The organism is Liquorilactobacillus satsumensis DSM 16230 = JCM 12392, assembly GCF_001435195.1.
In the GTDB taxonomy this organism is placed as follows: Bacteria; Bacillota; Bacilli; order Lactobacillales; family Lactobacillaceae; genus Liquorilactobacillus; species Liquorilactobacillus satsumensis.
Genome location: NZ_AZFQ01000011.1, coordinates 22,230 through 47,065, shown reverse-complemented (window position 1 = coordinate 47,065; position 24,836 = coordinate 22,230). Strand labels below are relative to the sequence as shown.

Annotated in this window: 18 protein-coding genes and 1 other annotated feature; of the genes, 3 read left to right on the top strand and 15 right to left on the bottom strand. The window is 40.5% G+C overall.

What is annotated here, in order from left to right; genetic code table 11:
* The first annotated feature begins 242 nt into the window (after positions 1–242).
* A complete protein-coding gene (locus tag FD50_RS00810; protein ID WP_054757414.1) occupies positions 243–1,178 on the top strand; it encodes a DMT family transporter in 936 nt (311 codons plus the stop codon).
* Between the two features lie 22 nt (positions 1,179–1,200).
* Positions 1,201–2,061: an NAD(P)-dependent oxidoreductase gene (locus FD50_RS00805; RefSeq protein ID WP_056959566.1), complete on the top strand. Its 861-nt coding sequence runs from the start codon at positions 1,201–1,203 to the stop codon at positions 2,059–2,061.
* Between the two features lie 391 nt (positions 2,062–2,452).
* On the opposite strand, the gene FD50_RS00800 is transcribed toward FD50_RS00805, so the two are convergent.
* Entirely contained in the window at positions 2,453–3,664 is a 1,212-nt protein-coding gene (locus tag FD50_RS00800; protein ID WP_056959564.1) for an NAD(P)/FAD-dependent oxidoreductase, read from the bottom strand.
* Positions 3,665–3,693: 29 nt separating this feature from the next.
* Positions 3,694–4,599, bottom strand: a complete 906-nt coding sequence (locus FD50_RS00795; protein WP_056959562.1) for a prenyltransferase — start codon at positions 4,597–4,599, stop codon at positions 3,694–3,696.
* Positions 4,600–4,699: 100 nt separating this feature from the next.
* Here FD50_RS00795 and FD50_RS00790 point away from each other — a divergent pair, with 100 nt between their 5' ends.
* A complete protein-coding gene (locus FD50_RS00790; protein ID WP_056959560.1) occupies positions 4,700–5,680 on the top strand; it encodes a polyprenyl synthetase family protein in 981 nt (326 codons plus the stop codon).
* 63 nt (positions 5,681–5,743) lie between these two features.
* On the opposite strand, the gene cydC is transcribed toward FD50_RS00790, so the two are convergent.
* The 13 genes from cydC to FD50_RS00725 form a co-directional block, all read right to left on the bottom strand.
* Positions 5,744–7,489, bottom strand: coding sequence for a thiol reductant ABC exporter subunit CydC (gene cydC, locus FD50_RS00785; RefSeq protein WP_056959558.1), 1,746 nt, complete (start codon positions 7,487–7,489; stop codon positions 5,744–5,746).
* 1 nt (position 7,490) lies between these two features.
* On the bottom strand, positions 7,491–9,206 hold the full coding sequence (gene cydD / locus FD50_RS00780) for a thiol reductant ABC exporter subunit CydD (RefSeq protein WP_056959555.1): 1,716 nt from the start codon (positions 9,204–9,206) through the stop codon (positions 7,491–7,493).
* Positions 9,203–10,222 carry a cytochrome d ubiquinol oxidase subunit II gene (cydB, locus tag FD50_RS00775; RefSeq protein WP_056959553.1) on the bottom strand — a complete coding sequence of 340 codons (1,020 nt, stop codon included), beginning with the start codon at positions 10,220–10,222 and terminating at the stop codon, positions 9,203–9,205. The genes cydD and cydB overlap by 4 nt, the downstream gene beginning before the upstream one ends.
* Positions 10,222–11,640, bottom strand: coding sequence for a cytochrome ubiquinol oxidase subunit I (locus FD50_RS00770; RefSeq protein WP_056959551.1), 1,419 nt, complete (start codon positions 11,638–11,640; stop codon positions 10,222–10,224). The genes cydB and FD50_RS00770 overlap by 1 nt, the downstream gene beginning before the upstream one ends.
* A gap of 322 nt (positions 11,641–11,962) precedes the next feature.
* Complete coding sequence (locus tag FD50_RS00765; protein ID WP_056959549.1) at positions 11,963–13,045, bottom strand: Ldh family oxidoreductase; 1,083 nt, start codon at positions 13,043–13,045, stop codon at positions 11,963–11,965.
* A 329-nt stretch (positions 13,046–13,374) separates the two neighbouring features.
* Entirely contained in the window at positions 13,375–14,358 is a 984-nt protein-coding gene (locus FD50_RS00760; protein ID WP_056959547.1) for an AEC family transporter, read from the bottom strand.
* Between the two features lie 4 nt (positions 14,359–14,362).
* Complete coding sequence (locus FD50_RS00755) at positions 14,363–16,033, bottom strand: malolactic enzyme (protein ID WP_056959587.1); 1,671 nt, start codon at positions 16,031–16,033, stop codon at positions 14,363–14,365.
* 556 nt (positions 16,034–16,589) lie between these two features.
* On the bottom strand, positions 16,590–17,120 hold the full coding sequence (locus tag FD50_RS00750; RefSeq protein ID WP_054757406.1) for a P-loop NTPase family protein: 531 nt from the start codon (positions 17,118–17,120) through the stop codon (positions 16,590–16,592).
* 181 nt (positions 17,121–17,301) lie between these two features.
* Positions 17,302–19,119, bottom strand: a complete 1,818-nt coding sequence (glmS, locus tag FD50_RS00745) for a glutamine--fructose-6-phosphate transaminase (isomerizing) (protein WP_056959546.1) — start codon at positions 19,117–19,119, stop codon at positions 17,302–17,304.
* A 259-nt stretch (positions 19,120–19,378) separates the two neighbouring features.
* On the bottom strand, positions 19,379–20,755 hold the full coding sequence (gene brnQ, locus FD50_RS00740; RefSeq protein WP_056959543.1) for a branched-chain amino acid transport system II carrier protein: 1,377 nt from the start codon (positions 20,753–20,755) through the stop codon (positions 19,379–19,381).
* A 67-nt stretch (positions 20,756–20,822) separates the two neighbouring features.
* Positions 20,823–21,077, bottom strand: a binding site (T-box leader).
* A 65-nt stretch (positions 21,078–21,142) separates the two neighbouring features.
* Entirely contained in the window at positions 21,143–22,306 is a 1,164-nt protein-coding gene (locus FD50_RS00735) for a mannitol-1-phosphate 5-dehydrogenase (RefSeq protein WP_056959541.1), read from the bottom strand.
* Positions 22,306–22,749, bottom strand: coding sequence for a PTS mannitol transporter subunit IIA (locus tag FD50_RS00730; protein ID WP_054757403.1), 444 nt, complete (start codon positions 22,747–22,749; stop codon positions 22,306–22,308). The genes FD50_RS00735 and FD50_RS00730 overlap by 1 nt, the downstream gene beginning before the upstream one ends.
* Before the next feature lie 6 nt (positions 22,750–22,755).
* Complete coding sequence (locus tag FD50_RS00725) at positions 22,756–24,822, bottom strand: BglG family transcription antiterminator (RefSeq protein ID WP_056959540.1); 2,067 nt, start codon at positions 24,820–24,822, stop codon at positions 22,756–22,758.
* Positions 24,823–24,836 lie beyond the last annotated feature (14 nt).

Sequence of the window (24,836 nt, the reverse complement as noted above, 5' to 3'; positions counted from 1 at the left end):
TGTTCGTAATTTCGAGTTAGTACTCAAATTTTCCCGACTTATGTCACACTCTCTATCAATTTCACCTGAGCTTGTTAGCTTACAATGTGGGAGGTGTGGTTTGTAGATTTTTAACCTTGCATGTATAGTTAACTGTGCCATCTGGCAAATTTGAGTTTAAATCAAGCCACCCGTTCAGCTATACTTTGCATTTTGAAAATTCAGGTGCTTTTTTATAAATTTTCTAACAAAGGAAGTGCATTATGTTTTTATTTGCTTTAGCAACCGTCATTGGAATTTTTCTTCCGCTCCAAACAGCGATCAACTCACGTTTGCGTAGTGTAGTGCGGTCATCTTTTGCTGCCTCAGCGATCTCCTTTACAACTGGGACTCTTTGTCTGGCTGTCGTGGTTACTTTAAGTCAAGGGTCACTAATCCCGGCACCTGCCTTATTTAGTTCTCAACCTGTTTGGTTGTGGGTCGGCGGCCTTTTAGGTGTAATTTTTCTAACTGGTAACATTTTACTTTTCCCACATTTAGGCGGCGTCCAAACTGTAATCATGCCGATTCTGGGACAAATTATTGCTAGCCTCACAATTGACAACTTCGGTTTGTTCTATTCACAACATCATCCGTTGACACTGACCCGGATCTTGGGAGCCTTAATCGTTGTCTTAGGTGTATTCTTTGCCATTGCCCTACCTGAAATACTGCATAAAAATAAATTAAGTAGTCTTCACCACGAAAATCAGATCTGGCTGTGGCGTTTTTTTGGGATCTTAACCGGTGCACTCAGCGCAACACAAACAGCTATCAATGGGCACTTAGGATCTGTCTTACACTCAGCGCTCAATGCTGCTTTTATTTCATTTTTCGTCGGTTCTCTTTGCCTTTGGTGCATCGTGTTGGGCAGTAGCAGCAAAAAGACGCTGCCGCGCTTGTTCAACGTTCGTTTTCCTTGGTGGGCTTGGTCTGGTGGCTTATTGGGTGCCGCGTTTGTAGCTGGAAATTCATACTTGGTGCCTTTGCTTGGAACCGGAGTAGTTACCCTGATCGTTTTACTAGGAATGATTATTGGAAGCCTAGTAGTTGATCATTTTGGTCTGTTTGAATCACCACGCAGGCCGCTTGAATTTACACAGATCTTCGGAATCGTTATTATGATCATTGGAGTTAGCTTAATCAAGCTGCTTCAGTAATTCTTAGAAGGGGAGTTTAAATATGAAAATCGGTTTTATCGGAACTGGAGTTATGGGAGCCGCAATTGCCGGCCATTTTCTTGCTGCTGGACACTCACTAACTGTTTTCAATCGTACAAAAAGCAAGACTGATAGTCTAGTGGCGCAGGGAGCAACTTGGGCTCCCACCCCCAAAGATGTCGCACAAAAAAGTGAAATTGTTTTTACAATGGTCGGGTTTCCTCAAGATGTAGCGGAAGTTTATTTTGGTGACAATGGTATTTTCAAAGGGTTGGCTCCCGCTGGAATTACTGTCGATATGACAACTAGTCGACCGCGACTTGCGGCTAAAATTGCTGAATATGCGTCTGCTCACAAATTCCATGCACTGGATGCCCCCGTTTCAGGCGGCGATGTCGGCGCACAAAATGCTCAACTGACTATCATGGTAGGCGGGGAAGAAAGTATTTATCAAAAGGTGGCCCCCTTGTTTGATTTAGTCGCCAAAAAAACAAATTATTTTGGCACCGCTGGTAAAGGACAGCATGCTAAAATGGTCAACCAGATTATGATTGCCGGGACTATGACGGGACTGACCGAAATGCTTCTCTATGCGCGCCAAGCCGGTCTCGATGAACAAAAAGTACTGGCAACACTGTCCGCTGGTGGTGCAGATAACTGGAGTATGGAGAATTATGTGCCGCGAATCTTGAAAGATGACTTTACCCCTGGTTTCTTTGCCCGTCACTTTCTTAAAGATTTACGGATTGCATTAGAAGAAGCTGACAGCATGGGACTTGATTTAAGAGCAACTGCAACCGCCAAACGTTTATATGAAGTTATGGTAGATGTTAAACATCTGGGAAATCAGGGAACTCAAGGACTAATTAATATTTATAAGTAAATCTTTAGTAGCTTTTTCTAGGCGACTTTTTGTCGATCTTTAATCGATAAGATGTCGCCTAGTTTTATTTGAACTCCTGTTATCGTCGCTTCATTTTTGTGCATGTGTCTTTTTAAAAAAACAGCAGCACAAATTAAATTGTGCACAATATTAAACTGAAAATTTAAGTTTTTTATTTCCTGATTTTTATATATTTATAGAAGCTTTTTAAATTTTAACAGTTTGAATTTCTCTTTTGGGATTGACATTTTGCTCACTATTAAGCAAAATAGTAATATGGTTTTTATGTACATTGCAGTACAGTGCAGTATTCAAAAAATTGCCAAATTAAAAAGCCGCCACAAAATATTAAATTTGCCGCAGCTTTTGATAATTATTTTAAATCTTAATACTAATGGTAAAGATCAAAGCGTCCTTTGGCAAAGACTTCCTTAAAACCACCAGTTTCAAATAATGATTTATCCATGATCGCTTTCTTGAGGAATGAAGCCGGGAAACCTTTAACCGCAGAATGTCCTACCGTGCCAAAGGCATGCGTATTGCCGATTGAGGCAACTGTGCCCAGTGACTTGAAAGTAAAGTCAGCCATTTCACCACCGCCATTTATCTTTGTTAAAATATTCTTGGCAGCATATTCGCCCATTTTAAGTGCAATCTGAGCAGTAGTTGGATATGGACGATTGTTCTCTTTGTTCATTACCGCAGAAACGTCACCCAAAATGGAGACATTTGAGTATTCTGGATCTGTTAGATCAGCAGCAACCATTACACGCCCACGTCTTTGTGAAAAACCAGAAGCATCCATTACGCGACTGCCGCTAACGCCGGTTGTCCAGATAATCGTATTGGCCGCTAATTCTTTAGTGGCACCAGTTTCTTTATCATCTTGATAAACTACAACACCGGGTTTGATTTCCTTGATTGGTTTACCTGTCAGGAATTTAACTCCCCAGTTTTTAAGACTAGTAATCCCGTAATCTGCAAGTTTCTCATCAAACATTGGCAAGAGACGTGTGACTGCTTCTACACAGAAAATTTCAATTTTTTCTTTAGCGACACCTGCAAATTGAGCAAAATCTGCACGTTTGTCAGAAAGTGCCCCCAGCAATTCAACTCCAGTGAACCCTGCACCACAAACAATAATTTTAAGGTCCTCAGCCTTTTTCGTCTGGGCATAGTCTTTCATCTGGGCAATAATATGCTGATAAACTTTCTCAGCAGTTGGCACATCAACCATTTCAAGCGCATTTTCTTCTACGCCTGGAATTCCAAATGATTCTGAACGAAAACCAAGTGAAACAATCAGGTAATCGTAAGATAACTTGTTACCATCTTCAAGTAAAACTTGTTGTTGTTCGCGATCGATCTTCGTAACAGTTGCTTGTACAAAAGTTGTAACCTTTTCTTTAATCACATCTCTAATTGGATATGTAATCTTTTCCTTAGGTTGTGTGCCAGCAGCGACTTCATGCAAATCTGTTGCTTCATAGTGATAATCATTACGATCAATCAACGTAATATGATAATCGCCGTGACCTGCTTGCAAATAGTGTAACGCTCTTAAACCAGCATATCCTGCACCTAAAATAACAATCTCCTTCAATTCTTACATCTCCTCAAAATATTTTTAAATTAACTAAACGGCATATACATTAAAAATGTCACTGCCTGGCTTGCCGCTCCAACCGCAAGAATCTTAACCGCGCAAATAAAAGTTTCCTTCTTAACCTGTTTTTCCAAAAAGAGCTTATTTTGCTTGATGATCAAAGGAAGAACCAGTAAAGAAAATAGGATTGTCCAGGGGGCAATTCCAACCCCCACTGCACAGACGAGAGCGATCACTGCCACCACATTCATTATAACAAATAATCTTACAGAACGCCCCTTTCCGAGATAGTGTACTAGGGTATAACGTTCATTTTTTTCATCTTCTTCCAGATCACAAATATTGTTTGCCAGCATCAGATTTGAAATCCAGAGTGTATTAGGCAGCGAAATTAGTAAAACTCCGCCTAACGACATTAAATTCCACGTAAAAACTTGATAAGTATTAACATACACACAGATTAATGTAATCAAAAAGCCCATTGTCGGACCAGAAAAAACCTCTCCTAACGGTAAACTTGATAACGGATGCCGTCCAGATGAATAAAAGATCCCCACTAAATAACAAATTACACCCATTACTAGTAAAGGCCACCCTGTATAATACACTAAGACTAACCCCATGACAGCAGACACTGCAATCATTGCGCTCAACAACCAAAAAATACCTTTCACGGATAAATTCTCGCGTCCAATAATATTAGTTTTTCGCTTATAATCGTGTCCTGCTTTAGCATGGTGGTAATCATTATAATTATCAAGAATATCAACTGCCATATTGAAAATAAACATCGCAATAAAAAAGACAATGAGCGCAAGCAGATTCAATGTATGGTAATTGTACCAACTGTAACAAGCACCAAGAATAAAGGGGAGCACACTGGCGGTCTTGGCCTTTATTTCAACCAGCTCTAAGAAAACTGGAATTGTCAATTTAAGCACCTCGTTTCTTTATTTATAGCTAAACAGGAATTTATGGTTTAATATAGTGTAGAACATATTATGCTCAATGGTTACCAGAAAGGAATTTAGTATGCTAGAGATATGGAAACATTATCCAACGATCGTCCCCAAACTTCAAGCAGTAACTCATTTAATTGACGCCCGCCTGCATAGCGATAATGACAATCTACAAGCTTTATTAGCCGCATGCGCTAGCGACCAAGGAAAAATGCTACGTCCAGGCTTATTCTTTCTATTTGCCGGCTTAGGGGACACCCAGCACCAAGATGAAGCTCATCTTATCAAAGTAGCAGCGACGCTTGAATTATTACATAAAGCGACTTTAATTCACGATGACATTATTGATGATTCCCCCTTGCGACACGGTGAAATCACAATCCAGTCAAAATATGGCAAAGATGTTGCCGTCTATGCTGGCGACCTGCTTTTTACCGTCTTTTTTGAGCTCTTGATTGAAACTATGAACGGTTCCACTCTAATGCAGCGTAACGCCGCAGCAATGAAAAAACTACTGCTAGGTGAACTTGGACAAATGAATACACGTTACTCGCGCACCCAAACAATCACAGACTACCTGAAGAATATTAATGGCAAAACTGCAGAACTTTTCAGCCTAGCTTGCCTTGAAGGTGCCCACTTTGGAAAGGCCGCTCCAAAAGTACAACAACTAGCGGCACAAATCGGTGAAAATATCGGAATTGCTTTTCAAATTTTTGATGACATTCTTGATTACACCTCAACGGCAGGTACTCTCAAAAAACCGGTCCTTGAAGATCTCGCAGAAGGCGTCTATACTTCACCGCTGCTTTTTGCTTACGCCGAACATCCTGATAGTTTTGAACCACTACTCCAAAAAGAAGAAAAGATTACGACTTCTGAGGTCAAACAGGTTGGACAACTCGTGCGTAAATACGGCGGTACTAAATCAGCCGTGAAATTAGCACGTACTTATACTGAAAGAGCCAGCGCTTTAATTGCTGAACTTCCTGTTTCACCCGCCCGCACACAAATCGAAAAAATCACCTCCGCTTTGCTTAAACGTAAATTTTAGAGAGTGTAAATTAGAAGCTGAACTGCGCAGCATAATTATTTCTGCTAAAAAGTTACGGCTTTTTTAATGCAATACTCCGTGGTCAACTGCTAACAGTTTTTGATAATGCTGATTTGTACGTGCCAGTTCTTGCGGGGTACCGCTCATTTCCAAACAACCGTCCTCGATAAAGACAACTTTATCCATTAGTGAAAGGCCCTGTAAGTGGTGCGTAATCCAAATAATCGTCTTCCCTTTTAACTGTTTCATAAACGTCTCAATTAAGCCTTGTTCTGTCACAGGATCAAGACTGACTGTCGGCTCATCTAAAATAATTAGAGGTACATCTTGTAACAATATTCTAGCAAGCGCGAGCCGATGCCGCTCACCTCCAGAAAAGCGCAACCCAGCCTCATCCACAATTGTTTCGAGTCCTTGTGGCAGCTGAGCAACTAATTTTTTTAGTCCCACTCGTTCAAGCACTGTCCACATCTCTGCTTCCGTAGCATCTTCGTCTCCCATCCGCAAATTATTACTGATTGTGGTATTGAACAGATAAGGCGCTTGATGAAGCACACCCACATACCGGCAAATTTTGTCGCCAAAATCTGCTGTCGCAACTCCATTTAAAGTTACACGCCCGTTAGTAGGTCTCAGATCTCCCCGCAAAAGCCTTGCCAATGTACTTTTCCCTGAACCGCTGCGGCCAAGAATCGCGATATGTTCACCATTTTGAATGGTCAGATCAAGCTCATTTAGTACCAGATTTTGCGAATCTTCGTAATGAAAAGCCACATGGCTGATTTTAAGCTGAAAAGGTGCACTTAAAGCCGGCACCGCAGGCTTTTCGACAAGCTTTTCAGTTGGTAAGGAATTCAAGCGCACCAATGAGTCTTGATAAACATTCGTCTCCTGTGCAGCAGCTCCTAAAGGCGCAAAGGCATCAATTAACGGAAAGACTGATAATACAAAAGCAGCAATCCAATTAGCAGCTCCGCCATGATTGCCCGGAAAGGCTGCACTGGTCCAACAAACCAAAACCACCGTTAAAACCCCAAATAACAATTGCACCAAAAAGTCGCGTTTATGATCATTATTCCTGATTGCTTGCTTAACTTGCTGCAACTCATTTTGTGCAGGTGCATGCAATTGATTATATGCTGATCCTCTTTGACTAAAGATCCAATCTGAAACTCCTAGCACATTATCAGTTAATTCAGCATAGAGTTTGTTGCGTAAAAATTTTTGTCTTTCTTGTCTGGCACCATTAGCAACAACAGCTGTCAGTGGAAAAACAAAAACCAAAATTCCCAACAATAAAAGCATGACTAACGCGAACCAAACAGAAAAATAGCCTAATCCTAGAATAATAAAGAAGTATAGGCTCCATGCAATTACAGTCGGAAAAACAGTTTGGAGATACAAATTTTGCAGATGCGCAATGTCTTCTGAAAGTAAGCCTAAGATATCCCCTGTTTGGTACTTGCTTTTGAAGAACACAGCATCCTTTTCGATTACTTGATAGAGCTTTAGTCTTAATTCAGAGGTCAACTTTAAGACCCAATTATGGCTTGTCAACCGCTCCAAGTAGCGAAAAACAGGCCTACCAATACCAAAAGCCCGTGTCAGTACAATTGGGACGTAAACCAACAAAATATTTTCAGGATGCGATGCCGACCGACTGATTAGATAACCAGAATTAAACATCAGCGCTCCACCGCAAAAAAAGGTAAAAAAGCCAAGAACTAAAGCCAAAACTAATGATTTGCGATATTTACCCAAAAAAGGCCTAACCCATGTATCTTCTTTGAAAAGTTTAAATATCTTCATCTCAAATCCTCCTCAAAGAACGACTCAAACGTACAAACGCACCATTTTTTCGTTGCAAATCAGCTAAAGTTCCCATCTCAGCTACTTTGCCATCTTCCATTACAATTATTTGGTCCATTTGCTGCATCCAGTGCAATCGATGCGTTGCAAAAAAGACAAGGTGATCCTCCATCAACGGCAACATTCTTTCCTTCAGTTCAATCTCTGTTTCAATATCCAAGTGGGCTGTGGGCTCATCAAATAACAGTACTTTGCGTGTCTGATCAAGGAAAATACGTGCCAATGCTATTCGCTGGCTTTGACCACCGCTCAGTTCTCTAGCACCTTCGCCAATAACAGTCTCTAACCCTTCAGGCAATTGTGCAACCAGTTGTGAAAGTCCAACAACCTTAAGTGCCTGTCCAATTTGTGTTGGGGTTGCTTCAGGATTGTAAAATGCGATATTTTCCCGCAGCGTTGCTTTAAAAATGTAAGGATTCTGCGGTAAATAAAGCAGCTGCTTTTGCCACTCCCGTTGAGCAAAGGAATTTGTCTGATGTCCTCCAAAAGAAACCTGTCCCTTTTGCGGTTGCAAAAAGCCACTCAGCACATTAATCAATGTTGATTTTCCGGAACCACTCAACCCGATAATGCCAACTTTTTGATAGCCAACTGTGTCTAGCGAAATTGCTGCCAAAGCCGGCTGCCCCTTTTCATAAGCAAAATTTGCTTCTTTGAGTTCCAAGCGGCTGGTCGGTTGCCACTGCTCAATACTGATTTGCTTAATTTGCGGCTCTGTAATTGTCAGAATTTTTTGGAGTGCACTCAAAGCATTTTTCCCGTCCAAAGTGGCATGATAGTCCCCAGAAAAGTCCCGGATTGGCAAAAAATATTCCGGACTGAGAATTAGTACGGTCAAAGCTGGAAAAAGTGAAATTTGACCATTTAAAAGTCTGAGTCCCAACAAAACTGCAACGACCGCAATTGAAAGTGTCGTAAAAAAATCCAAAGCAAAGGTCGATAAAATTGCAATTTTAAGTGTATTAATGGTTGCTTTGCGAAAACGTTCACTAGTTTTAAAAATACTGCGCGCATAGCGTTTGCTAAGCCCAAAAAATTTCAAAGTATCAATCCCACGCAAAGAGTCTACAAAATGATTAGCAAGCATCTGATATGTTTTGTACTGCCGATCAGCTTTGGCTTGTGCTGCATATCCTAGCACAACCATAAAAACAATAATCAAGGGGAAAATTGCTAACAAAAAAGCACCTGATTTCCAGTCAAAGTACCAAACTGCAAGCAGAATCAGCCATGGGACAACCATTAGCCCGATTACCTTTGCCAAAATCAAGTGGAAATAGTTTTCTACCTGATCCATGCCTTCAAGTGCCATAGTAGTCACATTGCCTGTCCCATTGGTTTGAACGATCTGTGGACCGACGCGAAAAATTTTGCCTAATAATCTTTTACGCAACCATGCAGCCTGTTTAGCAGCAAAAGCATCGAGTAATTTATCCCGGCCGTAAACCATGAAGTGGCGTAAGCCGAAACACAGCAAAAACAGGATGATCCATCCTGTCTGTGTGCCCAACTTCCCGCCATTCCATAATCCAACAATCGTTTTTGCTAAAAAATACGCCTGTCCAACAATTGCAAGCCCTTGTACAAAAGCCAGGCCTGTCAAAATTCCAAGTATTTTTTTGATCCCGGGCAAAGAAAGTAATTGCTTATCAATCAATACTTGTTCTCCAGTGCTGAAGTGTGTTTGATCCGCTTCCTAAAGATGTAATATGTCCAAGCGATATATGCAAGTACAAACGGTAAAAATGAAAGCGCGATGTAAGTCATAATCTTAAGTGTATATGGACTTGAGGAAGCAGTTGTAATCAATAGATCGTATTTAGCATTTACAGAACTGATCATTACCCGGGGAAAGAGACCAGTAAATAAAAGTGCCACTAATGCAATGAAAGTCCCACCACTAGCAAGAAATGCGCCTAGTTCGTGACCTTTGAATACCGCAATATTAGCACATAATGTCAAAACAACAATTAGTAATACAAAAATTACTGAAGTCGTTAGGTGCCGTGCAAAAAAGTCTGTTTTGAAGTAAAGCAATGCTGCAAATGCCAGCAAGCCAACATAAAAAATTCCATATAAAAACTTCGCATAATTCTTAGCTCTTTGCCGCACGGGTCCAGTTGTTTTTAAAGCAATGTAGTTCAGTCCATGCAGGTAACTCATTAGGGTTAAGGCAACTCCTCCAACCAAAGAGAAAAGATTAAAGTAATCGCCAAACCTAGCCCGCATATCCCCACTAGCATCTATGGGCATCCCTTGAATCAAACTGATAAACATGATTCCAAAAAAGAAAGGTACCAGCAGACTGCCAAGCGAAAGTGCCCAGTTCCACAATTGTTTCTGCCCTTCAGGCACCTTGCTTCTAAATTCAAAAGAGACCCCCCGTATAATCAGGCCAGCCAATATAATGAACAAAATGAGATAGTATCCACTAAAAAGAGTTGAGTACCAGAACGGATAGGAGGCAAACATCGCACCTCCTGCAGTGATCAACCAGACTTCGTTACCATCCCATACCGGCCCAATCGTTGCAACTAACTGATCCTTTTCCTTTTCATTGTGTGCAAGAGTCTGGATAGACATTCCAACTCCAAAGTCAAAACCTTCCAGAAAGAAAAAACCTGAAAAAAGTACTCCGATTAAAACAAACCATAGAACTTGCAAAGTACTCATTATTCAAACGCCCCCTTATCAAAAGGATCAACCTGCTGATCCTTTTTTTCCTGTTCACTGAGTGATTCATCGTGATCAGGTCCCTTACGCATTTCTCGTACGATTAACGAAACCATTGTAATCGCAAGTCCCGTAAAGAGCAGGAAGTAAATAATGTTTGACGTCAGCAAAGAGGCAACTGAAACATTCGGCGAAACACTCTGTTTAATTGTGAATAAGCCATAGACTGTCCATGGATAGCGGCCTAACTCTGTTACCAACCAACCCGCAGTATTCGCCAAAAAAGGGGCAAACGTACACAATCCTAGCACCCACAACATCCAGCGTTGTTTATACAATAGTTGTTTCTTCTTTCGTGCAAGGATTAGTCCTAGCAAGGAGACTAACAACATCAAGGTGCCAAAACCAGCCATAATTCTAAAGCTCCAAAAAACAGCATTGACCGGCGGATAATAATTACGTGCACCATACTTCTTCACTAACTGTTTGTTAACGCTATTTAAGCCTTGGACGGCACCAGATGGCTTGTCGTATGCCAGAATACTCAGTACATAAGGAAGATCAACTCCCCAGATACGTTTGTGCTGATTTTCATTAGCCCAAGCGATCAATGTCCACGCTGCTGGATCACCAGTATCCTTATAAAGACCTTCAGTAGCTGCAAATTTCATCGGCTGTTCACGGACAAGTGCCTTCATCTGCAGATCACCAGCTGTCAAAACTGCGATAGAACCGAAGAGTGTCACCACCAACCCGATTTTCAATGACTTTTTGTAAAAAGCTGGACTCTCAACTTTTTTCTTCAACAATCTAAAAGCCGCCAAGCCGGCGACAACTGCTCCGCCCGTGACAATTGCTCCGGCAATCACATGGCTAAATTCATACCATAGTTGCGGATTCGTCAACAAGGCTTTAAAATCTGTCATCACAGCATGCCCATTTTTAATGGAATATCCCACTGGATGCTGCATAAAACTATTAGCCGCTAAAATCCACAATGCCGAAATCATTGATGCAAATGTCACTAGCCAAATGAAAACAGCATGCAATTTTGGATTAACCATGTCCCAAGTAAAGATCCACAGACCTAAGAAAGTTGATTCCATAAAAAAAGCTAATAAAGCTTCCAAAGCAAGCGGGGCACCAAAAATATCCCCCACAAACCTTGAGTAATCCGACCAGTTCATCCCAAATTGGAATTCTTGAATAATACCAGTTACAACTCCGACTGCAAAGCTCAGCAAAAAGATATTTCCCCAAAACTTGGTCATTTTGAGGTATTCTTTTTTCTTAGTCACAATGTATGCTGTCTCCATAATTGCAACGACGAGTGCCAATCCGATGGAGAATGGGACAAAGAAAAAGTGGTAAATCGTTGTCATTGCAAATTGAAAGCGAGCTAATGAAACGATACTCATGTAAAACTCCCCCTTAGTTATTTAAAGTTACTTTTCAACTCGCATTCAAGCAAGAAAATTTAAAACGTATTCAATTCAAATATACTACTATAGCGCTTAAAATCAATTAACCCGACTGCAAAACATTGTAGAAAACCTAATTTCTAGTCTTTTTTTTACCTGATTTTAATAAAAATCATCCCAGAACATTACTGAGTAACAGCACATCTTTGTTAGCGCTAACAAAAAATAAAAATAGCTGTTCTTTCGCCATGCAACCATGCACTGTCAGGCAGAAAAAATCGGCTATTTAGAACTTATTTATAAAAATCCAACGCGTTGCTTATTTAAATTTCGGGACTGTTATTTCCAATTCTTGTGCAATTTCTTTTATTTCAGCAGCACTTTTTTCGTCAAGTAAAACTCCTTGTTGAAGATTTTCATGGTAGTTTTTGTATTCACGATCCCCTGGAATCATAATTTGCGTTCCAGGAGTATGCTCTAGTCCGCGAATGCGGGTAAACATTGCAGTCGCATTCGTGGCAAACGTTTCTAAATCACCAAAAACAGCTGGATCAAGTGTCAAGAAAAACTGGCTAAAATCATGTTCACCCGTGTTGGTATCAGCCGAGATTGAACCTTGAGCAAGAATTCCAGTCAGAAGTTCAATTATCAGTGAGTTGCCAAAACCTTTGTAATTGGAATTCTTTTCAGAGTTGCCTCCAAGCGTCAGCACGCCGCCACCTGTTTGATGTTCCGTAAAGGCTACTTTGGCTAAAATATCTTCGGCAGCTTGTGCATCATGAATCACATTACGTTCACCATCAATCGCCCAATCTCCCGGAAGTGGTTTATTATTTTTGGCAAGTACCTGAATTTTACCGCCAGAAACTACTGAAGTTGCCCCATCAAAGACAAAGGGATGTGGACTTGCAGGGAAAGTAAAAGCAAAAGCATTTGACCCTAAAAATGCTTGGGTTGCATTAGTGGGGGCTACTAACGGACGTGTATTAGTGGTTGCAATCCCAATCAGACCCTCTGCAACAGCCATCCGTGAATAATATCCTGCAGTTCCAAAATGATTAGAATTCCGAATAACTGCCATTGAAAGACCGACCTGTTTTGTCTTTTTAATTAAGTTTTTCATTGCAAACGCCGACGCAATTTGACCCATATTCTTGTTAGCATCGACGAGCAAACTAGTCGGTGTCTCCTTGAGCACCTTAACCTTATTTTGTGGTTGAATTGTTCCTTCTTTGATCATCCTGATATACCAGGCTAAACGTTGAATACCATGGGAAGCAATCCCTCTTAAATCAGCATCAACTAGTGTATCTGCCAATAAGGCACTGTCCTCATTGGAAAATGAATACGCGGTAAAAACTCCTTCTAAAAATTCTCTTTCTTCTGCTGAACTAATTCTCATCTTAGTTCTCCTTTCTATCAATTACTCCTTCAATTGTTAAGTTGACTTGCTCGTGAAGGGTTGCACGTACTATAAGCCCCGCTTTCCTGCCTTGTCAATCTCTTATTTCTTAGGTCTAAAAAAACGAGAGTATGACATAAGTCGGGAAAATTTGAATGCTAACTCGAAATTACGAACATAGCGAGTACTTTGCTATGAGTAATTCGAAGTTAGACGGAGAATTTTGACTTATGGAACACGTTTATCCGGATCAAAAAGGGGCTGTGACAAAATTTAATTTTTGTCACAGCCCCTTTTCGAAGCATGTTCTTAAATAAATAATTTCTAATTTAGAAGTTCTGAATCAATACCATAATAACTGGCAAAACAATTGCAAAAAGGACGGTGGACGTTGTAACGACGTTAGTTGCATATTCAACATCGCCGTGACCTTCATTAGCTAAAATTGGCAAAACTGCTAAGCCTGGTGCCGAAGCCTGCACAATCAAAGTTTGAGCTTCTAAGCTGGGAATGTTGAAACCGCGGTGCATCCCCACAAGAATCAGCATTGCAATCAAAGCTGGTGCGATCACAAAGCGACCAATCAGTGCAAAAATTGTATCTTTGTCGAAGCGAATCGAGGATAGCCCTGCATTGCAAAGTACAATCCCGATGTAAATCAAGGAAAGTGGTGTAACCAAACTGCCTACATAGGTCAAAGCATTAATCAAAAAAGCCAACCAACTGACCTGCATTACATGGAAAGGCAGGAATAAGAAGACCAGTGCTACTAAGAAACCAACTAATGGTGGCGGCAAAAGTTTCTTCCAATTAAAGGTACTCTTACCACTTTGAGCCCCAGTCTTAGTGGGATCATCCCATGACATCAGGAATGCTCCGAGTGTCCAAGTTGAAACTGTATTAACAACATAATACATCAGAAAATATGCCATGGCCTTATCACCAAACAAAGCCAAGTTTAACGGCAGTCCAATAAAGATGGTATTTGCGTTCACAAACATATTGATGAATGTGCCCCGGCGTCCAGGACGAACTTTCAGCAATTTGACAAGGATGAAAGCCACAATATAGCCTAAGCAGACTCCGCCAAAACCAAACACTAACCCAGAAGACAGTCCTAATAGTTTGCTCAATGTAAGCCGCTTTAAAACACTCGTGAAAATCGATGCTGGTAAAGCAACCTTCATCAGCAATTTAGAAATAGTTCCACCAAAGTTGTCATCAAACCAACCTTGTTTACGCAAAATATAGCCTAAAGCGATAATCAAAACAATTGTTAAAATACTCTGAACCGAAGTAAATAATGCTGCCATGCTGTTATTCGCCCCTCTTTACAACTTTTACATCATCCGCCAGCGGGCTATATTCTGGTTCCCACTTAACTGCGTCGATTGCTTTTTTAACATCTTTAATTTCTGTTCGATTAAGTTTCTCAGCCACAGCTTCTTTAGCAGTCGCGAATGCAACTGTCTGGCTAAATTCACTCAACTTAGAAACTGGTGGTAAGACTGCTGCACCTGGTTGTGCAGGATCTACAATTCCACCTAAACTGTGAGCAGCTGCTGAAATCATTCCATCTGTCAGCAACCGCGCAGTCGCTGCAATTGTACCTAACCCTAATCCAGGATAAACTAAGGCATTATTAGCCTGCCCAATCTCGTAGGAAACACCTTTATATTCAACTGGTTCTGCTGGAATCCCAGTAGCTACCAGTGCTTGACCATCTGTCCACCGAATCAAATCTTCAGCCTTAGCCTCTGCTAATTTCGTAGGATTTGACAATGGGAAAATAATTGGACGTGCAGTTGCAGAAGCCATTTCTTTTACAATGCTTTCAGTAAAGGTTCCTGGAACTGTGGATGTTCCTACTAAAATTGTAGGATGAACAGCCTTAACTGCAGCTTCAAGGCTGGTTAACTCATCAGCATTAGCAAACTCACTGCGTTTACGTGCGAAAGGCTTTTGTTCTGGTGTCAGGTCGTCCATGTCATCGAATAAAAGACCTTGTTTGTCGACAAGATAGAAGTGTTTTTTAGCTTCTTCTGGTGACATCCCCTGCTGCACAAATTCCTCACAAATGCGGCTTGCAATTCCAGCGCCGGCAGTTCCAGCACCAAAACTCATATAAACCTGATCAGCAATTTTTTCATGCGAGATGTTCAATGCACCTAAAATTCCGGCAAGCACAATAATCCCAGTTCCTTGGATATCATCATTAAAGACCGTAACTTTTTCCTTATAACGGTTCAAAATAGTAGCAGCATTACTGCGTCCGAAGTCTTCAAAATGCAGATAAAGATCTGGGAATAATTTTTCGGCAGTGTCAACAAATTGATCCACAAAATGATGATATTGTTCGCCATAAATGCGTTCATGACGCACACCAAGATAAAGATCATCTTTTAATAATTCTTGATTGTTTGTCCCTGCATCTAAAACAACCGGCAATACTTGGCTGGGGTCAATTCCAGCGGCTGCGGTATAAACCATTAATTTACCGACAGCAATATCCACGCCTTGAGTTCCCCAATCGCCAATTCCTAAAATGCCTTCTCCGTCTGTCACAACGATCAAACGAATATCGCGACCATCAGCACTCTGTTTTAGGGCCTCTTCAATATGTTCAGGTTCATCGATTGACAAATAGGTGGCATTTTGTGGATTAGTGAATAATGCACTGTAATTTTCAATTGTATCTGCAATCGTAGGATCATAAACAATCGGCATAAATTCATAAACATGCTGTGAAAACAGTTTGTAAAAAAGCACGTGATTCTCATTGAAAATTTCCATTAAGAAAATGCGTTTTTCTAAAGCTGTTGCTTTACGTTGGTACTGTGCGTAAGCTTGTTTAGCCTGTTGCTCCAATGTTTGTACAGCAGGTGGCAAAATCCCGTTCAGACCATACTGATCTCTTTCTGCATGCGTGAAAGCAGTCCCCTTATTCAAGAATGGGTTATGCAATAATTGTTCCGGTGTATATTCCATCATTATCTCTCCTCCTAGTTTATGTTTACTCCGCTACTTTATGCCAAGAGGGATTTTATAGTCAAACCGGTAAATTGTAATAAATAAAACTTATAAATAGTGCTTAGGCCTTGATAAAATGGTGATTTTAGATTTCAATATTTTAAAGTTAGCAAATAAAAGGACTTAAAATTCAGCAAATATCCCTATTTATATGCTTATAAATGCTGTTTTTCTCAAAAATAACTAACAATCTCGTGGTTTTGAGTGTAGCATCTCTAAAAAACTTATTGTAGGTTTATAGCAGCCACTTATTCTGGTAAAACAACCTTTTCATCAAAGAAAATGTTAGGGTCATTCAGACTATAATACTTTTCGCATGCTTATGACTTGCTTCTAATCTCCTCGTTAATTAACCTAGCTATAAAATTTTTTAATTTCAACGTGACATTCAATTACCAATTCTGCAATCTTTAAGTTGTCATTTTAACCCCCTTATGCCCTTGCCTTCTCCAAGTCCACTTAATTCTCATATATGGTATTTTTACACCCCCAGAAAATTTTGAAAATCTGCTAGTTATCGGAGTCTTTTTAACCTTAGAAGGCGTTCTTGTAATTGATCCTTTGCTCTTTGACTTTTAACAATCAGCACTACACTGTGTTTTTGACGCTTCTCTTGCACCAACTGCTCTGTTTGGCGCTCATCATAGGAATATACAAAACGCAAAAAATCCCAATACTCGCGGTTGAAATGTTCGCTAAACTGACTTGGCATCTCTGTTCTACTCTTTTTATCATAGTGAAATTTTAAAGACCGTTTAATAACCCGCCATAAAGCAGTCAGGCGCCCCACTTTCAACCAAATAATAAAATCTGCTTCCGCCAGCCGCAAGGGGAGCGTGTCATAATAGTTACCCTCAATAATCCAATTTTTTTGTTGCATAAAGCGTCGTTGCTGCTCACTAAACCAGCCCTTAGCAGCTGCAGAATAATCAGTGCTATGCCATAGGCTATCGAGATGCAAAAGCGGATAGTTCATCTTTTGGTTTATCTTTTTAGCAAGTGTCGACTTCCCACTGCCACAATTACCAATAATAATAATGTGCATCTTGCTCACCTCTTACTTAAATCATGTCCAGTATAACTTTCAGCAGATATAATTCATTTTTAATGTAAATAAAAAGAGCAGATTTCTCCGCTCAAAAAACAAATTTTTCGTTTTTACACCTGCAGCATAACCTACCCAAATTAAATGCTTGAACTATACTGACTGATGCATCTAACATATTTTATTCTACCGTAACACTCTTTGCCAAATTACGTGGCTTATCTACATCGTAACCGCGCTGCAGACTTGTATAGTATGCCAACAACTGGCACGGTACAATCGCAAGTAGCGGTGTCAACAATGGATGAACATCCGGCAATACAATCTGATCGCCTTCTTCTGCTAAAGCACGGCTTACGATATAAATGACGTTTGCTCCACGGGCCAGAACTTCCTGTGCGTTGCTCCGTGTATGTTTAGCGGTCTTCGCATCTGTGATGATTGCCACAACTGGCGTATCTTTTTCAATCAAAGCAATCGTCCCATGTTTTAACTCACCTGAAGCGAATCCTTCTGTTTGAACATACGAAACTTCCTTAAGCTTAAGTGCCGCTTCTTGTGCGATATCATAATCAATTGCACGTCCAATATAAAATGCATTGCGCGTCGTTGCCAAAGCAGCAGTCGCAATTTTCTCAATCTGTGCCTTTTCATCAACCAGTTCCTGCATGCCGTTAGCAACTTTTGTCAGTTCCTGCGCAACTTCAAAATTAGCAGCGGTTGTCAGACCCTTTTGTGCACCCATTGCTTTTGCCAACAAAGCTTCCAATGCAATTTGTCCGGTATAAGCTTTAGTTGAAGCAACTGCAATTTCTGGTCCTGCATATAATAGCAAGGTATGTGTAGCTTCACGCGAAAGCGTCGAGTTCTCAACGTTAGTGATTGTTAAACTCTGATAGCCCCATTGATTAACTAATGAAAGTACTTGGCGACTATCGGCGGTCTCACCACTTTGAGTCAAGAAAATAAAGAACGGTTTTTGAGAAAGTAACGGTGGATTATAGGCAAATTCTGAAGCAACATGCACCTCAGTAGGAATTTTGGTCAATCCTTCAAAAATTTCCCGACCCACAAGTCCAGCATGGTAACTTGTACCAGCAGCAACAATATACAAGCGATCTGCATTATTCAATTTCGTAAGTAATTCCGGAGCAATTTTAATGCTTCCATCTTCTGCCACATAATGTTTAATTAATGAACGCATGACACCTGGCTGCTCATCAATTTCTTTCAACATATAGTAAGGATAAGCTCCCTTATCAGCTTCTGAAGCATCTGTGCTGACGTGGAATGGTTTGCGTTCCATCACTTTGCCTTGTGGATCTTCAATCGTCACACTGTTTGGCTTAACGACTACAATTTCGCCGTCCACCAGTTCAATAAAGTCATGTGTCTGGTCAAGCATTGCCAGTGCATCACTGCAGACAACATTAAAGCCTTGCCCTACACCAATCAATAAGGGGCTCTTATTCTTCGCAACGTAAAGTGTATCTGGTTCATTATGATCAACCAGTAAGAAAGAATACGAAGAACTTTCATCAATTAAACTCAACACCTTTTTAAAGGCTGCCTTAGTATCCAATCCTTGTTGCGCAAATTTAGCGATCAGCTGTACAACAACTTCCGTATCAGTGTCACTTTTGAAGGTCACATCTTGTAAGTATTCTTCCTTCAATTGTGCAAAGTTGCCGATCACACCATTATGTACTAAGTAATAGCGGCCGTCAGCAGATACATGCGGATGTGCATTCGCCTTGCTAGGTGCTCCATGAGTTGCCCAACGTGTATGTCCAATTCCAGTTGAACCATGAACGTCGCCTGAAACCTCTTTGCGTAATTCTGAGATCCGACCCTTTTCCTTAACAAGATACTCCTTGCCATCTTGGTCATTTACGTAGATTCCAGCAGAATCATAACCACGATATTCGAGGCGTTCCAACCCCTTTAGGAGAATCTCAACGGCATTTTGTTTGCCCGTAACACCAACTATACCACACATAAAGATAACCAGCCTTCCGCATTTATTATTAATTTATTGTTTGTTTTTATTTAATTGGTCTATATCAAAAATAAAAATTAATACCTTAACCAACAACAAATATACGCCACCACAAAGGACATGTCAATTGAATATCCTATAAATGGTATACATATTATAAAAAACTTGGAATTGAAATAAAAATACTAGTCCACTGGTTAAAATTTAGGTCTAATTAAGCGCTAAACTACTCAATAGAAAAGCAACTTGTCCTCTCGTTTTAAGGCTGCGATTCGTTGTCTGGTGCAACCGTCCGAGCACCCTTAGTCATTCGTAATAACAGGATGCCACAGAAAAAGCCTAGAATCATGAACGGTAAAAAATCTAATCCAACTGCATATAAAGGAATATGAGCTGACGCCCAGATGTCAATTGTGTGCAGGAACTGCAATTTTAAAAAAGGAGCAGGCAGGTTATGAATTAAATCTAAAATTGCAGGAATCAACGTCAACAAAATTGTTGCTTTATAAATCAGCTTTTCTTTTCCAATGTAGGGCTGCAAAAGGCCTAAGATAATCAATGCAATTGCCAAGGGATAAAGGAAGCTTAAAATAGGCGAAGAATACAGAATAATCTGTGTTAGCCCAAAATTCGAAATCATAAATGATCCAAGTGTCGCACCGCTCAAGAAGAAGTGATAACCAAGCTTAGGAAAACGATGACCCCAATCCTGCGACAAAGAGGTAATCAGCCCAATTGCAGTCGTTAAGCAAGCTAACAATGTAAGAGCTGCTAACAAAGCAGCACCTGCCATACCGGTATAGTGCTTCATAATCTCAGAAAACGCAGTCCCACCTTCGCTGCTCAGCTTGGTATATGATAAACTAGCGGCACCTAAAGCAATCAAAAAAATGTAAATGATTGCCTCAAATCCCATCGTGATCACACCTACCTTAGCTACCGCACGCGCACGTGCCTTGCTCTCTTTTACACCGAACAACTTAAGCGCTGAAATGATCGTAACCCCGAAACCTAAACCTGCCAGTGCATCCATCGTATTATATCCTTGCAAAAATCCATTAATTAATTCAGGTGCCTTATTTGTTGTCCCTAAAGCTATCCCTTGCAAATCTCCCTTAATTAAAAAAGCAATCAAGAAAATAAATGCAAGCAGCACTACAAACAATGGATTCAGTAATTTACCAACATACTTGGTAATCTGACTTTGTTTGTAGGCCAATAAAAAAACAGCTCCAAAAAACAAAAACGAAAAAATTAACAAACCCATTTTCTCCCATGATTGGGGTAAGAAAGGTTGAACGCCTAGCGAAAATGTTACAGTGGCAGTTCGTGGAGCTGCAATCAAGAGCCCTAGAGAAAGATGTGTTAAAATCAGAAAAAATAATGAAAAAAACTTGCCTGCTGGCAGCGCTAGATCATACATACTATTACTTTTAGTTAAACTGATTGCTAACAGCGAAAGCAGCGGCATTAAAATTGCTGAAAGCAAAAACCCAATTGCGGCAAAAAACCACGCCTTACCTGCTAATTGCCCTAGATGAATTGGAAATATCAAGTTGCCTGCTCCGAAAAAAAGTCCAAACAACAATGATGCCAAAATCAGATACTGCTTTTTTGATAATTCTTTGTTACCCATAAAACCCCTCCTCTAAATTAACGCAGCGCTGAAAAATAAAAAAACGTCCTTTACTTGAAAAATTCAAGTAAAGGACGTTTTGAAACGCGTTACCACCTTAATTTCAGCTATCTTTGCATAGCTGACGCTCATAAAGTACGGCTATCTCGTTGATAACGATACTTCATTGCTATAATGGGCGCATTCCCAGCAGTCACTTCATTTTCTGTCGCAACTGCAGCTTATGGATTACCTTCACACTCAATGATTTCACCGCTTCCCACTTAACACGGCTCCCTGTAAAAAATCAGCTAAATGTTACTCTTCCAATCATCGCTTTGTATTTAGTGGTTATTAAACCAAAATAGCAGCTATTTGTCAACTCCACTTTGTCTTAGTTGCCAAATCCTATGCATTTTGCTTGGTTGCTGCAGCTTCTTTATACGATGCAGCAATCGCCTGTAACAACTCTTCATCTTTTAAGCCGGTCGTCTCACGAATTACTTCTTCCAACGATTCTTCTTTGAGCATCTGTTGCAATTTTTGACTCTCTTCATCCTGCGGTTCATTAAATGTATAAATTTTACCTACAGTTTCTAAGAGTGCTGCGTACCCCAATCCACGTTCTTTAGCCTCACGAATTGGTCGAATAAAACGTTCGTCATAACCTAACTTACGAATTGGAGTTCTGCCAACACGCGCAATTTCGTCAGAAAGATATTTATTTTCAAACCGTCCAATAATTTTTTCTTGATAAGCTTCATGCTCTTTGCGATCAAAATCCCATTTAGCGATTAAAAGATCCCCAGTTTCTTTCAAAACCCGTTTCAATTGGCGCAAGACATCTGGGTCAGCAATTGCATCTCCAATGTTGTCATATCCTTTGTGCTTTCCAGTATAAGCAACAGTTGCATGTCCCGTATTAACTGAAAAGAGCTTTCTTTCGATGAATGGTTCCAAGTCTGGTGCATAATGAACCTTTTTCAACTTCAATTCAGGCGCAGCCATCTGACTTTCATCAACAACCCATTCTTTAAAAGGTTCAACTGAGACAAAAAGTGGGTCTTCATGTTTTTGCAGCGGTACAATCCGATCAACTGCAGCATTGGGGAAGCCGATAACTTGATCAGCAAACTCTTGATCTGCAGGTTCAAGATGAGCATAAACCTCTTTTTTCAACGCTTGGCTGCCGCCAATCATGTTCTCACAGGCGATCACATCAACTTTCTTTTCATTATGATGCTGCTTGCGGGATTGAATTCCTGCAGCAATCAGCGGCGCAATGAACTTCAAAATTTTCGGTCCAATTGCGGTTGTTACAATATCAGCATCTTCCAATGCCGCAACAACCTTGTCAGGATCCTTGCCGTTATTAATTCCACTGACATGTGCGACTTGAATCTTTTTTTGCGACTCATCTGCCAGTTGAATCGTGTATCCGTGTCTTGCGTTCAAAGCGTCAATAATCGTTTCATTAACATCTACAAATTTGATTTCAAATCCATTCTCAGCTAAAGTTTCCCCAATAAATCCACGACCGATATTACCTGCTCCAAAATGTACAGCTTTCATTATTTACCAACCTCTTTCAATAAATTAATGATCTCATCCTTGGACTGTGCGTCTGCTAACTTAACCACGTTATTGACATCACTGCAAAACAGTGCAATTTGCGACAAAATATTTAAATGCTCACCATTAAGTCCGGCAATTCCAAAAACAACCGTCACAATATTTTCAGTACCTGCTTCTTCGGAAAAGTCAACTCCCATTGGAACCTGCACAATCGAGATTCCGGTTTTCTTGATGAACTTTTTACCTGCTTCTGTACCATGTGGGATCGCAATAAAGTTTCCCATATACGTTGAAACATCATTGTTACGTGCAAGCATCGAGTCAATATATGCATCTTCAACATACCCATTTTCAACCAGTAGCTTTCCGGCTAATCTAATTGCTTCTTCCTTAGTTGCTACATGTTGACCGAGCAGAATCATATCTTTTTGCAGTTCCATTACACATCATCTCTTTCTCTTAAAATCAATTTGATCCATAAACTGAGTTGCTATTAAGTCTTTAATCTGTTCTTCAGTACCTTCTTCAAAAACGTGAGTATTGTTACTGTTCATTACAATTGCACTACTGATTAGACCCATCAAAATATTTTGAAAATCGCTCATTGGGGCGGGTCCAACCATCAGCATCACCCGGACAACCTCTAATGGTGTCTGGTCCATTGCCAGCATTTCAAGTGGTCGCGCTAACTGGTAGACCGAGAAGAAAGGGCGTTTAACACTTTCATCTGTAGTATGCACCAGTGCAATTCCTGTATCTGGGATTCCAACAGGAGCAAGTTCAGCGCGTGCAATCATCTCATGCCTGACTTTGACCCGATCAGTAATGATCTGAGTTGGAATTTTTTCCAGAATCAATTCCAAAACTGTTTCTAACTCTGGTGCAGCAGCAACCTGCGTAACTTTAATTCGACTCAATAATTCCTTGCTTGCTTTCAATCTAGCGAACATCTCATCTAAGCGCTGCTGTCCTTGTGCAAAACCTGTATTTTGCTTTTGAACGTTCAATTGGTGTTGCCGGCCTACCGTATATTTTGAAATCAGTGCCTTAATTCGTTCAAGTTCATCATCCAGTAACAACGGGCTGACAATGTAATATTTCCAGTCAAAACCAGGAAGATCAAGTGTTGAAAGAATCAAATCATATTCAGCAGGATCAAGCTCATTTAACTGTGAAACTTTTGCAATCCGAATCGCTGCAATCGCCGGAATTTCCTTGTGGAGTCTTCCCTTTAGGATACTTGCTGTTCCGATTCCGTTTGGACAAACAATCAGCGCCCGCAACTGTCGTCTGGTCTGACCACTAGAATAACTATTGGCAAAATACAATAAGATCAGTTGTGCCTCTGTTTCCGAAAACGAATACTTAGAAAAAATTTCGTGTAACCCTTTCTTGACCGCGTTGTACAACTCCGGATACTGCTGCCCGACACTATTCAAAATCTCAATACGCGCGTTGGGAAGCCGTGCCGAATCACTATGCAACAAAAGGGTCATATGCCTAACCAACCGTGAAAATAAATCTTGATCCAATCCGAAGTTCCAGTGAATCTCAGCTGAAATCAGCTGAATGAGTTGTTTGACATTGTAGGAAACTTGCAAGTCGTAGTTATCAGCCCATCCACTGACACCCAGATGATAGTCTAACCCTTGCAGTTGAACTGCGATGAAATCAACTTCGCCGGTTGTAATTTTCTCTTTGATCTGTGCGCTGAATTTTGTGAATATCTCTAGTGCACGTTGTCGATACTGAAAAATTTTTTCCTGATCTACAGCGGCATATTTCTTGATAACCACCTTCTTCATTCTGATAAGCGAGATTGCGATCATTAAAACCAACTGGACTTCTTGCATGTCAGATCTTGCCCGCGAAGCAATCTGTGCCTCCTCTAATGCCACCACACAACGTTGCAGCACATCTTTGGGGAGCAGCCTTAAGAAAAAGCTTTGTGTTTGCTTATGATTATTGGCGTCTAAATATTCGAAGAATTCATATTCGTTAATCTCATTTGTTAGTGTTCCGCATAAAATTAGTCTTCTTTGAGCTTCTTCGCCAACGACCTGAATACCCACTGCCTTTTTAGCATCTAATTTAATTTGATAACTGGATAATGCCTTAGAGACTCTTTTCAGATCGCGTTGAATCGTTCCTTCACTGACACCGAGAGAAACTGCTAAGGAAAAGATTTTAACCGGTTCGTGATTGAGCAGCAGCAAACAGACAATCGCTGCCTGTCGTTGCTTAGTCGTTAAAGCTGTATCTCCCTTTTGCGTATTCAACTCAGCAGCAAGCTTTGTTTTAGCAGCCGCCGTTCCTTCCAAAAAATACAAGGCTGCATTATTTTCAATCTTCAAACCATGCTCACTCAGATAAAGCTTTAACTCTGAAAATTCACGATAAACCGTGCGGCGGCTGATCTTCAATGCATCTTCAAGTGTATTCATCTGAATGCCATCTGGATTATTCCACAGCTCACGTAAGATCTTTTTTTGACGGTCCGATAACAAGATCAACTAAATCATCCTCT